Below are 14,228 nucleotides of genomic sequence, written 5' to 3' on the forward strand. Positions count from 1 at the left end.
GCTTACCGCTTCAAATCCGTCAGGTGCTTCATGACGCCTTCGTAGCGGAACTTGTGGATCGGGCGATCCATCGACTGCATTTCCTGCAGCTGCACTGCTTGCGGACGCAGCGAGCCCGTCGGCTTCACCGCCTGCGCAGCTAGCGTTGCCACGGCAGGCTGGAAGTTCTTGATGCCGACGATCTGGTCGTACTGCTCCTTGGTGATCAGTTGCGCGTTGTACAACTGCGTGGCATCGCCTGCGATGTTGGTCTTCGTGGCGTCGGTGGTGATGGCACCGGCCTGCGCCAGCAGGTTGCTCCACAGCGTCGGGCTGTAGTTGGTCACGTAGTAGTCCAGGCCCGACGGGTTGGCCAGCACGGCCGAGCACGTCGGCAGCGTGACCTGCGCGGTCTGCTGGTCGAGCACGATCGTCTGCGTCTGCCCGAAGTTGTCGCCGTACGCCAGCGTGAGCGGCACGTTCCACTGGTAGCCGGAGTAGACGTTCTTGTTCGGGAACGCGCGCTGCGAAATGGTCAGCACGTTCTGGTTGGTGGCCGGATTGCACTGCGCGTCAATGGTGATGAGCGGCAGGCCCGTCTGACGCACAAAGCTGTCCCCCACCTTGCCCACCGGCTTGCCGCTGGCGGCTTCCAGTTCTGCCCACAGGCGCGGCGGCGTGCCGTTACCGAACTTGTACTTGTTCAGGTAGCTCTGCAGGCCACGGCGCATGGCATCCTTGCCGACGTAGTTCTCCAGCATCTGCAGAACGTGGCCGCCCTTGTTGTAGGCAAAGCGGTCCAGGAAATCCATCGAGCCGGCATCGCTCAGGTTGTGCTGTACCGGCACGGCCGTCGGTTGCAGGTCCAGCGTGATCACGCGCTGCTTGACCGCCGCGTAGTCGGCCCAGGTGTTGCCCTGGAACTCGGGGTGCAGCGCGATCTTGGTGACGTTCTCGAACCAGTTGGCGAAAGATTCGTTCAGCCAGATGTCATCCCACCAGTCCAGCGTGACGAGGTCGCCAAACCATTGGTGCGCCAGTTCATGCGACACCACTACGAACGAGCGCGCCTTGCCCATCGAGTGCACCGTCGTGGGCGCGCCATCGGGCGGTACCAGCACTTGGTCGGCAAATTCGAAGATGGCGCCCCAGTTCTCCATGCCGCCAAAGCCGGCGTTCTTGTTGTTGTAGCTGTCGTTGGCGACGATGGTGTCCATCTTGTCGAACGGCAGCGGGATCTGGAAGTAGTTGTAGTAGTGGTTCAGCGCTTCCTTCGTGAACTGCATGCCGGCCACTGCCGAGTGCGCCTCGCCAGGCGGCACCCACCAGCGCAGGCGCATGCTGCTGCCGTCCAGCGGGTTGGTGAACTTGTCTTCCAGAATGTCGAACTTGCCGCCGCCGAAGAACAGCAGGTAGGCCGGCATCGACGGCGTCTTGGCAAACGAGACTTGCTGGTAGCCGTCCGGCAGCTTGGTCGCACCGGTCTGCTTGCCGTTGGCCACAGCCTTCCAGTCGCCTGGGATTTCTGCCGTCACCTCAAACGTGTTGCGGAAGGCTGGCTCATCCCAGCTCGGGAACCATTCACGCGCAAAGTTGGACTCGCCCTGCGTGACGATGGCGTCGGAGCTTTCCCCCGTGGCGGCCTGCAGGCCCAGCTTGAAAATGCCCTCGGCCTTGGTGAAGTTGATCGTGCCCGTCCACTCCATGTGCAGCACGTAGTTGCCGGGCTTGATGTCGGCAGTCGGGTCGCGCAGGTCATAGAAGGCCCCTTGCGATTGCGGGACTGGTACCAGCACGCGCGATGCGCCGCCAGAGGTGGGGGTGAGCGTCAGGCGCGAGGCGTCGAGCTTCAGGTCACGCACGGCCAGCGTGACAGCGCCGGTCTGCTTGGTGACCTTGATCTCCACATCGGCACGGCCCGAGAAGCTGTTCAGGTCTGCGCTCGGGCGGAACCACAGCTTGTAGTTGACGGGTTTGATGTAGTCCGGCAATTCCACGGGCGGCACGGATGCATCAACGGCCGGTGCCGGTGCATTGGTGTTGCCGGTATTGGCATTGCCCTGCTGCTCCGAGCCGTTGGCGCCAAGCTTGCCGTTCGCCGCCGGGCTGAGCGTGTCGTCTCCGCCGCCGCCGCAGGCCGCCAGAATCATCATCGCCGCTGTCGCCTGGGCTACTAGGGCGAGTTTGAACGTGCGGCGTGTGTGACGGTTGCCTGCGCCGCTGGTCGCTGCGCCGTTGGCATATGTCGCGGCCGTACGACGGGTGGTGGTCGAATCCCGCATTGCCTTTCTCCTCAGATGGAAACGAATCGGCAGCCCAGGGCTCGAAAAGATTTGGGGGGAAGGACCGCCGAATCAGGACAGGAATAACCCCGCAGTCGCAGGACATAAACGACGACATGGCGTGACAGTGTCGTCACAGCCCTGCTCAGGGATGCACGGATTCTGGAGGAAAAGTTCTCTGAATCGAGACGAAGTTTTTTAATTCACATGCGGCAATGCGTTGTCCGATTTCTTGTAGTTTTTGACCCGGGAAAACGCGTTCCAATGAGATCTTCTTGGGATCGCAGGCTAGTTTTGCAAAACACATTGAAAAATTGAAATGCAGCGCGCTTCTTGAATATTTGGTAAAGACTAAGCGGCACTTTATTACAACGTTAGATAAAGAAAAACTGTATGCGCAGCGCCCGTCGATAATGCGGAATAAAACCACGCTGAATATAGTCTGACGATTTGCTGACGATGCTTGAGGGCGGTCGTCATGCGGGGGTAATTCTTCCGGATGAGGCAAGCATCGCGCGCGGCAGTGCGCAAAGCCTGTACGCTCACGACGTTGGTTAACTTGTTCTCTTGGTTGAGTTTCATGCAATCCGCGTCCGATAGCGTCAGCAGCCCGGCTGCCGTCGGAGTCGATCTGATCGACTTCTTCGATGTCACTCCCACCTCGCTTTGGCTTGAGGACTACAGCGATCTCCATCGCCTGTTCGCCAAATGGCGCGAAGCTGGGGTGACCGACCTGCAGCGCTTTCTGGAGGAAGACGTATCGCGTGTGGCGGCGTGTTCCGCCTGCATCAAGGTGCTGCGCGTGAACCAGCGCACGCTGGCCATGTACGGCGCCCCGGACGCCGAGACCCTGACCGCCCGCCTGGCCGACGTCCTGCGCGACGACATGCTTGAAGCCCACGTGGGTGAATTGGTGCAGATGTGGTCTGGCGAGCGATCGTTCGAGAGCCGCAGCGTCAACTACACGCTCGATGGCCGCCGCCTCGACATCCTACTCAAAGGCGTGCTGCTGCCCGACCACGACCAGCCGTGGGACCGCGTGCTCGTGGCCGTGGACGACATCACCGAGTTGGAAGACGCCCGCCGCCGCGCCGCCGCCAGCCAGCTCTACGCGCAGGGCGTGTTCGAGCACGCCCCCGTTTCGCTCTGGGTAGAGGACTTCAGCACCATCAGGACGCTGCTGGATGAAGTGCGCGAGCAGGGCATCACCGATTTCCGCACCTTTACCGACGTGCACCCCGAGTTTGTCGAGCGCTGCATGCAGGAGATCCAGGTGCTGGACGTCAACGGTTTCACGCTGGAGATGTTCAAGGCGCGCAACCGCAACGACCTGCTGAGCCGCCTGCCCGAAGTGTTTCGCGACGACATGCGCCCGCACTTTCGCGAGCAGTTGATCGACCTGTGGGAAGGCAAGCTCTTCCAGCAGCGCGAGGTGGTCAACTACGGGCTGGACGGCAACCCTCTGAATATCCACCTGCAGTTTTCCGTGTTTCCGGGGCGCGAGAAGGATTGGAGCAAGGTGCTGCTGGCCCTGACCGACATCACCGCGCGCAAGAAGGCTGAGTCCTACCTGGAATACCTCGGCAAGCACGACGTGCTGACCAAGCTGAAGAACCGCTCGTTCTACGTGGACGAGGTCAACCGGCTGGAGCGCAAGGGGCCGTTCCCCGTGACGGTCATCATGATCGACCTGAACGACTTGAAGACCGTGAACGACCAGCTCGGCCACGCCGCGGGCGATGCGCTGCTGCGCCGCGCTGGCGAGGTGCTCGGCAAGGCCGTCGACAAGCCAGCCTATGCCGCCCGCATCGGCGGCGACGAGTTTGCGGTGCTCATGCCCGGCGCGGACGCGCATGCCGGTCAGACGTTGATGGAAAGCCTGCGCAAGCTGGTCGAGCTCAACAACCAGTTCTATTCAGGCTCGGCGCTGGGCTTCTCGATGGGCTGCGCGACCTGCCACGAGGCGGGCCATCTGGAACACGCCCTGCGCGAGGCCGATGCCGCCATGTACGAAGACAAGCGCATCCAGCACGAGAGCGGGCGGCCAGCGTAGGGCGCAAGCGTCAGAAACGCCAGGCGATGCCCGCGCGCAACGTGCGTGGTTCGGCGGGGTGGATGTGGTGGTCCCGGATGCCGGTCGGCACGCCGTCGGCATCAACGGGTGACGGCTCCCCCTTCAGGCGCGACGCATAGTAGTAGTCGATGTCGTTCGCGCGCTTGTTGAACACGTTGAGCACCTCCACGAACACGCGCACATCCTTGCGGATGCGATAACCCGCCTTCAGGTTGACCAGGAACGACGACGCCGAGCGCACGCTGTTGTCTTCAATCAGCGGGCGCGGGCCGAAGTAGCGCAGCCGCGTGCCCAGGGTCCAGCGGCCAACCGCCCAGGACACGCCTGCCGATGCCGTCGTCTGGATCGCCTCAGGAATGTAGTCGCCCACCGCTTCATGGTCTCGATACCGGGCGCGCGAGAACGCCGCATCGGCATCGATGATGAGATCAGGCCGGGGCGTGTAGTACGCGGCCAGTTCAATGCCCGTGCGCCGGCTCGGGCGGCTGGGCTCGGTGGTGCCGCTGTCGCCGGAGAAGACCAGCTCCGAGCCAATGTCCAGTCGCCACAACGATGCCGAGAGCTGCAGACCCGGCAACACATTGCGCCTGCGCACGCCGGCTTCATACCCCACTGCAGGCACCAGTACGCTCACCTTCTGCACCGGGCTACCCGTGCTGGGGTCGACTGTGGTGGTGGCGCCGCGCACGTCGTTGCTGTGGTAACCGCGTCCCCAGTTGAAGAACACATCGGTCTGTGCGGTGGGCGAGAGGATGAGGCTCAGCTTGGGGCTGAGGATGTGGTCGGAGCCGTGTCCGACGTTGCTGGCATTGCTGCTGCCCACGTCGTACCAGAACTGGTCGGCACGCAAGCCGGCCACGGTGCGTAGCCAGGGTGTCCACTGCGTGCTGTTGCGCGCGTAGAGCGCTGCGCTGGTTTCGTTCACGGTGTCGCTGCGGACTAGCGCGTAAGGCGTGCGAGCCTCGGTCAGCGACAGGCTGATCGGGTCCAGCCGGTCATAGCGGACCTGCGTGCCGACTTCGGTTTCACTATCGTGCCCCGCCAGGGTGCCGAACCAAGTGCGCGCGACATTGGCGCCGGCCGTGGTGCGGTTCTCGAACTGCATGAACTGGTCGCCACGATCGGGGTTGTTCAGCGCGTAGGTGAAGTTGGAGAACAGCGTGAGCCGGCTTTTGATAACGTAGGCATTGGCGTTGACCACGCCCTCGCCGAGCGGCCGCCGCCAGTCTGCAGACAGGCTGTAGCGCGAGGTGGCGCCGCCATCGGTCGGGTCAATGGCGCCAAAGCGGGGGATGAGGCCCTGGTCGATCGCACGCTGCGGTACCTGATCGGTCGATTGCCAGTTGTTCTTGTAGGCCATGGCGGTGATGCGCAAGCGCTCGCCGCCGCCCAGCGGCACTGTGTAGCGCAGCACGCCGTTGAGTTTGTGCACGCCTTCGGGCGCCACCCACGGGCCATTCTCGGTCAGCCACTCAAAACCGTAGAGCAGGTTGCCCGTCGGCAAATCCGTTGACCCCGCCAGCAGCCCGCGCGTGTAGCCGTGCTCGCCAATCTCTGCCTGTGCGATGCCGTGCTGCCCATCGGGAAAGCGGTCCACGTAGTCCATGCGGACCGAACCCGCGGCGGAGAAATCGCCTTCCTCCGCAAAGTACGGCCCCTTGCGGTACGCAATGCCGTTCAGCAGTTCCGGGATGACGAAGTTCAGGTCCGTATAGCCCTGCCCATGCGCGTGCGTGCGCATGTTGACGGGCATGCCCGCCACGGTGGTCGACAGGTCCGTGCCGTGGTCGAGGTTGAAGCCGCGCAGGAAGTACTGGTTCGCCTTGCCGTCGCCGCTGTGCTGCGTGACGATCAGGCCGGGCACCGTCTCCAGCAGCTCGCCGGGGCGCAGCAGCGGGCGGTTCTCCAACTGCGCGCGCGACACATAACCTGTATTGGCCGTGTCGACATCGGTGCGCGTGCCGCTTTGTGGTGCATGCACGACGGTGGCGTCCAGTGTCAGTTCGTTCTGCTGAGTGCCGCCGGCCATCACGGCCAGCGGTTGCAGGAGGGCGGTGCCCAACAGGGTTTGCAGAAAGCGCGATGATCGCAGCCGTGCCGACAAGTTGACTCCCATGCGCCGCATGCCGTGCAGTCTCCCCTGGGTGTGTTTGTGATGGTGAATCGGTCGCTAAGTATGCAAGGCGTATGCCGGCCGCAGGCTGTTGTCTGAAGAGTCGTTGGTGTAAATGCGATGGTTGGCGCGGATGTGGGCAGCGATGGAAGTGAGCCGGGGCCGAGCAGGTCTTCTCCAAATAATGGTGCCTGGGTTGGCCGTGCGAAAGGGCATTCTTCCCATTTCCGCGGAATTTCGAGCATGTGCAGATCGCCTGGTGGAGTGGTTTTTCTCTCAGCCGTCCGGTGTTGATGATTTGTTCAGAATTTGCACAGATCCTGTAGTCCTGCGGCTATGGTGGTGACCAAGGGCGCGGCCTAGACTGCGCTCCATCCACTTTCCCTGAGGACACAGATATGTCGAAGCAAACTCTGCGCAGCATCCTTGGCGCAACCGCCCCCACGTCGCTGCCCAAGACGACCGCACTTCTCGTCATCGATTTCCAGGACGAGTACTTTACCGGTTCGCTGCCGATTCCCAACGGCCCGCAAGCGCTGAAGAACGCGAACACGCTGATCGACTTTGCTGACCAGCAAGGCTGGCCCGTCGTGCACATCCAGCACGTGGCCCCGGCTGAAGCACCGATCTTTGCCAAGCATGTCGCGATTCATGCAGACGTTCACCAGAAGCCGAACCACCGTCTGGTGCAAAAAACCTCGGTCAGCGTGTTTGCAAGCACTGACCTGGCAGACCAACTGAAGAAAGAAGGCATCACGCATCTGGTGGTGTGCGGTCTGATGACCCACGCCTGTGTTGCAGGTGCCGCACGCGACGCCGTGCCGGCCGGCTTTGAAGTGATCGTGGCCGACGACGCCAGCGCCACGCGCGACATTGTCGTCAACGACCAGATCCAGGTCTCGCACGAAGTGCTGCACAACGCCGCCCTGGCTGAGATTTCCGACACCTTCGGCTCGGTCATGCGCACGCAAGACGTGCTGTCGCTGAACGTTCAGTAAACCTTCCTTCCAACAGGAGCTAACTCATGGAATTCCGTTTCACCCGTTTTCTGAAGACCCTCGCCATTGGCCTGTCGTTGACTGCTGGCGCTGTCGCCAACGCCTCTGCCGCACAACCCAACCCGCATCCGACCATCCGCGCCATGTCGGGCGTCGGCACGCTGGACCATCTGGACCCGAAGACGACCGCGCTGATCGTGATCGACTTCCAGAAGGAATACTCCACCGGCAAGATGCCGATTCCGGACGGCGCCAAAGCTGCTGAAAACGCCAAGAAGCTGATTGCCTTTGCCGACATGAACAAGATGCCTGTGTTTCAGGTGCAGCACGTTACGCCGGCCGGCTCTGCCGTGTTTGCGGTGGACGGCGACACCGTGAAGTTCATGCCCGGCATGGAGCCGCGCGCAAGCGACATCCTGGTCAAGAAGGACACGGTGAGCGTGTTCTCCAGCGCGAACAGCTTCAAGCCTGAGCTCGACAAGCAATTGAAGGCCAAGGGCATCAAGACGGTCGTGATTGCAGGCCTGATGACCCATGCCTGCGTGGCCGGTGCCGCGCGTGACGCAGCGCCGCTGGGCTACAACGTCGTGGTAGCATCCGACGCCTCCGCCACGCGCGATATCACCCGTGCGAATGGCGACAAGATCAACAAGGATGACCTCCACCGCGCCGCACTGGCCGAAGTCGAAGACACCTTCGGCTACGTCATGAAGACGGCGGAGATCGAGCGTCTGCCGCTGCGCTAATCCACTCTCTTGATGCACAAGGCGGGCGCAGGCCCGCTTTCTTCATTTGCGCCTATGGACCAGTTGCTTGCAATGCGCGTGTTTTGCGCCATCGTCGAAGCACAAGGGTTTTCCGCCGCGGCGGAGCGCCTCGATAGCACGCATTCCTCCGTGTCACGGCAGCTGAAGAATCTTGAAGCTGCGCTGGGCGTGCAATTGCTCAACCGCACAACGCGACGCTTTTCACTGACTGCCGCCGGGCAGCGCTACTACGAAGCCTGCATTGACATCCTTGCGCGTGTGGACGCCGCCACGCAGGCCATGGCACATGAGCACCAGCGTGTGGCCGGAACCTTGCGCGTGAGCGTACCGCTGGCCATCGGCACCCTGGAGCTTGACGATTGGCTGCCGGCCTTCCAGAAGCGGTACCCCGACATTCGCCTCGATCTGTCGTGCAGTGACGAGATGGTCGACCTCGTTGCCGACGGCTTTGACGTTGCGCTGCGGATCAGCCAGCCCTTGGGCGACAGCAGCCTCGTAGCGAGAACCTTGGTCGAGTCCGATATCGTGTTGGTTGCCTCACCGGCCTATCTGGCCCGGCACGGGTTGCCGGCCACGCCGCATGACCTTGCCAAGCACGAGCTGATTGCCTTTTCCGGCTCGCAGACCGCCACCGAGTGGGTGATCGAACCCGCGCGGGGTGAGGCGGTGCACCTTCCCCTGGAAGGGCGGCTCACGACGAACGCCATTACCGCCGCCTATTCGGCCACGCTGACGGGCGTCGGCATTGCCGCATTTACCTGGAACACCGTGCGGCCAGCGCTGGCGCGCGGGCATCTGGTCCACGTTTTGCCGGGCTGCACGCTCGGCAAGCGCTTCTATTACGCGCTCTATCCGCACACGCGCCACCTGGCCCCCAAGGTGCGGGCCTTTGTCGACTACATGAGCGAGCACTACCGCGCGCTGTAGCCGGCACCCAGCACGCCGCATCCACACGGAATCAGACCGTTCCGATACACGCAGTCGCTGCGCATCGGTACATTCAAATGCGTGCCGAATTGTGACGTGAGCCCTGAGCGCGTCACTGGCACGACCCGAGTTCCCGTTTCAATTCTCCTGCGCGCGATGACGCCAAGCGACTCCCCCTGTCTTTCGGGGTGAATCGCCGCTGCCATCGGATGGAACTCTGCCGGCCGTGATCCGGAAGACGAACTGACCGGCGTGCAGCCCGTCAGCACATGTCTGTGGGGCGAGCGACGAATCCTTCGGCCGCCGCAGTCAGGACAACGAACAACGCCAGCCGATTCCGATAACTCCCATGAAGATTCCCGCCCGCGTCATCCTGCTATTGGCCTGGCTTGCATTGAGCCTGGCGGGTACGGCGCTGATCGTCTCGCGCGCTGTTTCAGAGGCGTACAACCGCTTTTTCGTGGATTCCAGCATCGCCATCCGGCAGCTCAGCCAGAAGGCCGCACAACACGAGGCGATCTTGGCAACGCTGGGTGCGACCCCGCTTGCCGCACCTCCGGAAGACATGCTCGACAGCCTGCGTGAGCGCATGCCGCAGGTCACCGCCATTGCCCACTGGACGCCCGGCGCCGGATGGCAGGGGGAGGGCGGCATCATGCCGATGGCCGCGCTCGCCCATGCCAACAACGGCAGGTTCGCGCTGGAATTTGATGGTGAGCAGGCGTACTGGATCGTTGCGGAAAGTGGTTGGGCAGTGCGCGTCGAGCCGGCGCAAATGCTCGACACAGGGGATTGGCCGGAATCGGTGTCGTCTGCCGCGCTGCGGCTGCGCGACCACACGTTCAGCCTGTTGCAGCGAAGCGCATCGACAGCGCAGCCGGGCTGGACGTTTCACCTCGAAAAACACCTCCCCGTGCAGCCGCAAGCCTTTGTGCTGGACACCACACGCACTCTGACGCTTGCCGATCTGCCGTGGCTCCCGATTGCGCTCTGGAATGCCGTTGCAGTACTGATCGCCCTGGGTGCAGCGGGTGGTTGGCGGATGCGCGAAGTCCATCGACGCGAGCACACGCGGGCCCGTATCGACCGTTTTGGCCGGCTGGATACGTTTGGCGAGATGGCGGCTGGCCTCGCGCACGAACTCAACCAACCATTGACCGCCATCATTACGCACACCCGCGCCGCAGAGCGCATGCTCGACATGCCGGCCGAGCAGGACAGCGTGCGGCGGGCGCTGCAAACCGGCGTCGCGCAGGCCAAGCGGGCGGCTGCCATCCTTGAGCGGCTGCGGACTGCCGTGACGTCCACGCAAGCGGGAAAACGCAGCGCCATCGACACCGATGCACTGATGGGCACGCTGCTGTTCCTGTTCCGCGACGAACTGGCACGCGACAACATCCACCTCGTGTGGAACAACACCGCACCGCGCGCGCAACCACTCGGCGAGCAGGTCGCCGTGGAGCAGATTCTGTACAACCTGATCCGCAATGCACGCGATGCCCTTGCGGCCGTACCTCGCAACGGCACGCGCGGAGAGATTCGCGTCAGCGGCAGTTGCATCGGGCAGCGCTATCGCTTCAGCGTGGTCGACAACGGCCCGGGTGTGCCCGCAGACGCGTTGCCGCGCCTGTTCGAGCCCTTCTTCACGACGCGTTCCAGCGGGCTGGGCCTTGGCCTGCCGTTGTGCGAAACGCTCGCGCAACGCCTGGACGGTGCCCTGACCCTACAAAACCTGCCGTCCGGTGGTGCCGAGGCGGTACTGACACTTCCACTCGCAGAGGAGCCCGCATGAAAGCCACACCCGACACGCAGATCGAGGCATCCGTTGTCGCCATCGTCGATGACGATGAAGCTGTGCGCGAAGGCCTTGCCCTGCTGTTGCGCACGGTCGGCCTGCAGACCCGCTGCTACCCCGATGCCCACAGCTTTCTGGCAGATGCCGGCGACAGCGCACTCGGCTGCGCATTATTCGACATTCGCATGCCGGGCATGAGTGGTCTCGACCTGCTCGATCACGTGAGCAGCCGTTACGACTTGCCGATCGTCGTCATGAGCGGCCACGGCAACATCGATGCCTGCCGTCGCGCATTCAAGGGCGGCGCGCTCGACTTTCTGCGCAAGCCCGTTGATGACGACGAACTCATCGGTGTCGTCCAGCAGGCGATCCGCAACCGCCGCCAGCGATGCGATGGCTACAGCGCCAAGCAAGCGCAGGCTGAGCGCATTGCGACATTGAGCACGCGCGAGAGAGAGGTATTCGAAGGCATCGTGAGCGGTCTCAGCAACAAGGAGATCGCGCGCAATCTTGGCGGTTTGTCGCCACGTACCGTTGAGACCTATCGCGCCAATGTGTTCGACAAGCTGCAGATGAGTTCAGTGGTTGAGCTCGTGCGTACCTATGCCATGTGGCCCGACATTGCGGCGCAGAGGTCTTGATGGACTACTGATTTTTAGGGGGCCAACGTGCATCCTTGTCGATACAGGACTGCTTCGCTGAGCCTTTTCTGTGGGCTGTCTAGCCAGTCGTTAGCTGACTGGCATGAGGACTGCGGCGGGGCTTTCCGTGCCCGCGCCGCAGCGGCTGGAGGTGACTGAGGGTTACTGACGCAAGGTGATGGTCTTCCCCATCACGTTGTTAGGGATACCCCAGTCCTTGAGCTCGGTGAGGTATGTGCTATCGAACTTGTAGGTCAGGTCGCCATCGACATCCAGGCCCGCCGTTGATATATCGCCATATACCGTTTCCAGAACCAAGTCTTTGGTTGACAACCGGTCGAGCAGGGTAATGCCGTTCACCCCCTTCAGATAAGCGGATTGCTGCCCTTTCAGCGACCTGACTGTCAATAGACCGGCCCTGGCCTCAAGATGAATCGGGCCGCCTGCGGTCAGGTTCTCCACCAAGACGTCCCGTCCAGAACCCGCGACGTTTACCCCACCACCGGCAACCAGGTTGCTGATCGATACGTTGCCGTACGAATTGACATCGACCGATCCGCCCGCCGTCACCTTGCCATTCAACATAGTGAGGACGTCGCCCTTGATCACCATGTTCCTTCCGCTCGTCAGCGTGCTGGGGTTATACAGTTCTGTGCGACAGGCCGCATCCAGCGTGATGTCATTCTTGGCAGCGACTGAGCCTCTCATGATGATGTTGCCATCGGTGTGGATGGAAATGTCCTTGGCATGCAGCGCTTCTGCGGATGGATCGTAGGGGTTGCTCCACACATTGACGGTTTCAGCACCGGTGACCGTGAAGCGTCCGTCCGCCTGAATCCCACCATACATCCCCCCCAAGCTCATGAGACCCGCGCTGAGTAGATCAACGCTGCCGCGGCTAACGATACCTTCCATGGTGAGGCCACCACCGTTGGCACCAGCCTTGTCCACCGTGATCTTGACGTTGTTGGCTGTCAACGCTTTGAGCGTTGCGCTATTGCCGGCGGTCACTGAAAGATCGCCATCGATGGTGACTTGAGAAGCTGTCCCCAAAATGTCTACGCGGTTGCCGCTGAGCGTTGCATTCCCACCAATGCGGCTACCGTTCGTAAGGCTCGCATCGGCCTTGGTTGCAACATCCAGATTGCCGCCAACACTGGCTCCGTTCAGAAACAGGCCTTGGTTGCTACGCAGGCCTAGATTGCCTTTCACAGAACCGGAAACATTGGTTACGCCGTACGCGCTGTAATTTTCTCCAAGCCCCGCCAGCGCAATATTGGCGGACTGCACATCGCGCATGATCAGGTAAGGGGTCCTGATGTCCCCGCGCATCAAGTCGAAATCACCCCCGTACAGGTAGGTGACAAACGTGCCAAGCACCGCGCGGTCGGTCGTCGTCGCTCGCTGGCGCGCGGTCAGGGTAAGGTTGGACGCGTTGACCGTGCCATCCAGTGATACCGCGTTACCGGAGATCTGCACCGCTTTTGCAGAGACCTCACCTCCCATCGTCACCGCGCCGCCGCCGAGGCTTGCTGCAACGACTTGACTCGGACTCGCTGGACGCAAGCTCGATGCCTCCAGCACGCCGGTGTTATTGATCACGCCGCGCGTAATGGAATCCCTTGCCCAGGCGGTGAGCACGATGTCGCCGTTGGCCGTGGAGATCAGACCGCCATTGTTGACCAAGGCTTCAAGGCTTGCCTTGTTCAAGGTGGCTTGCAGGCGAGCGTCAGAAAATGCGAGCGTGACATCGTCGCCAGCCGCCAGCACCACGTTTCCAGCATCTGACTGAATGCGGCCGGTGTTCTCCACCTTGCCCGCACCAATCAAGCCGACCGACTCTGTGGCATGGATCGTCCCGTTGTTCACCACGGCACCTTGCCCGCCCCCCGAGAACTGCAACCGACCCGCCTTGAAATCGGCATCGCTGATGTTCAACGACGAGGCAACAAGGCTCCCCACATTGACGCTGGCGGTGTTGCCAATCAGCACCCCGTTGGGGTTGACGATGAACACCCGGCCGTTGGCATTGAGCGCGCCGAGAATGGACGTTGCGTCCGGCGAGTTGATGCGGTTCAGTACAGCGGAGTTTGCGCCGGGTTGATTGAACGTTAGCGTTTCACTCATGCCAACGTTCATGTTGTTCCAATTGACAACAAGCTTGTCGCTGCTCTGATTGACGGTGGTTGTCCTGCCGTTCTGGCTGATGTTGCCGACGCCATCGGCAATCGTGCCGGTGCCCGCTGCATAGGCTTGACTGGCGATCAGTAGCGATGCAGCCAGCACCGTCGGGCGGGCTCGAAATCGGGTTGTTTTCATTGTGGCTCCTCCACCTTGATGAGGCGGACGAGACTAGCAACAAGGCCACTCACCTGACATCAGCAAATTCTGGTTCATCAGACTTTCGTTCGTAGGTCCAGTGGCCGTCGATGCCTTGGGCCATCTTGCGGCCCAGCAAAGCTGAATGTAGACAACCTCTACAGCGCATTGGTCACTGATTCCGCAAGCTGCTGATTCAGCTTTGGATTTGCTGCCTGCGATGACTCCCCGGGGAGCGCACTGTTTCCAGCGCAAATTAGGCGTATTCCGATGGCCTATTGCCCCGCATCGTTTCTAACATGCGCCAACACGTCAGGCCGTGTTCTGACGGCA

General features: G+C 62.0%; 10 protein-coding genes. 6 read left to right on the plus strand and 4 right to left on the minus strand.

Annotation, left to right across the window (positions count from 1 at the left end; genetic code table 11):
• Positions 1-2 precede the first annotated feature (2 nt).
• Together ACS13N_RS24060 and ACS13N_RS24065 are read right to left on the minus strand one after the other, a co-directional pair.
• Complete coding sequence (locus tag ACS13N_RS24060; RefSeq protein WP_438934101.1) at positions 3-2,261, minus strand: M1 family metallopeptidase; 2,259 nt, start codon at positions 2,259-2,261, stop codon at positions 3-5.
• 145 nt (positions 2,262-2,406) lie between these two features.
• The gene (locus ACS13N_RS24065) at positions 2,407-2,847 is read right to left on the minus strand and encodes a hypothetical protein (RefSeq protein WP_438934102.1); all 441 of its coding nucleotides are present in this window, start codon (positions 2,845-2,847) and stop codon (positions 2,407-2,409) included.
• Between ACS13N_RS24065 and ACS13N_RS24070 the strand changes: the two genes are divergently transcribed.
• On the plus strand, positions 2,842-4,314 hold the full coding sequence (locus ACS13N_RS24070; protein WP_438934103.1) for a diguanylate cyclase domain-containing protein: 1,473 nt from the start codon (positions 2,842-2,844) through the stop codon (positions 4,312-4,314). The genes ACS13N_RS24065 and ACS13N_RS24070 overlap by 6 nt on opposite strands.
• A 10-nt stretch (positions 4,315-4,324) precedes the next feature.
• Here ACS13N_RS24070 and ACS13N_RS24075 read toward each other — a convergent pair whose 3' ends face one another.
• Positions 4,325-6,364, minus strand: a complete 2,040-nt coding sequence (locus ACS13N_RS24075; RefSeq protein WP_438934482.1) for a TonB-dependent receptor — start codon at positions 6,362-6,364, stop codon at positions 4,325-4,327.
• Between the two features lie 482 nt (positions 6,365-6,846).
• Here ACS13N_RS24075 and ACS13N_RS24080 point away from each other — a divergent pair, with 482 nt between their 5' ends.
• The 5 genes from ACS13N_RS24080 (at position 6,847) to ACS13N_RS24100 (ending at position 11,576) form a co-directional block, all read left to right on the plus strand.
• On the plus strand, positions 6,847-7,446 hold the full coding sequence (locus ACS13N_RS24080; protein WP_438934104.1) for a cysteine hydrolase family protein: 600 nt from the start codon (positions 6,847-6,849) through the stop codon (positions 7,444-7,446).
• Positions 7,447-7,472: 26 nt separating this feature from the next.
• Entirely contained in the window at positions 7,473-8,192 is a 720-nt protein-coding gene (locus tag ACS13N_RS24085) for a cysteine hydrolase family protein (protein ID WP_438934105.1), read from the plus strand.
• Positions 8,193-8,246: 54 nt separating this feature from the next.
• Positions 8,247-9,140, plus strand: a complete 894-nt coding sequence (locus tag ACS13N_RS24090) for a LysR family transcriptional regulator (RefSeq protein WP_438934106.1) — start codon at positions 8,247-8,249, stop codon at positions 9,138-9,140.
• A 349-nt stretch (positions 9,141-9,489) separates the two neighbouring features.
• The gene (locus ACS13N_RS24095) at positions 9,490-10,932 is read left to right on the plus strand and encodes a sensor histidine kinase (protein WP_438934107.1); all 1,443 of its coding nucleotides are present in this window, start codon (positions 9,490-9,492) and stop codon (positions 10,930-10,932) included.
• A complete protein-coding gene (locus tag ACS13N_RS24100) occupies positions 10,929-11,576 on the plus strand; it encodes a response regulator transcription factor (protein ID WP_438934108.1) in 648 nt (215 codons plus the stop codon). The genes ACS13N_RS24095 and ACS13N_RS24100 overlap by 4 nt, the downstream gene beginning before the upstream one ends.
• Before the next feature lie 162 nt (positions 11,577-11,738).
• Here ACS13N_RS24100 and ACS13N_RS24105 read toward each other — a convergent pair whose 3' ends face one another.
• Positions 11,739-13,895: a two-partner secretion domain-containing protein gene (locus tag ACS13N_RS24105; protein WP_438934109.1), complete on the minus strand. Its 2,157-nt coding sequence runs from the start codon at positions 13,893-13,895 to the stop codon at positions 11,739-11,741.
• Positions 13,896-14,228 lie beyond the last annotated feature (333 nt).

Origin of the sequence: Ralstonia sp. 24A2 (assembly GCF_051783885.1) — a bacterium.
In the GTDB taxonomy this organism is placed as follows: Bacteria; Pseudomonadota; Gammaproteobacteria; order Burkholderiales; family Burkholderiaceae; genus Ralstonia.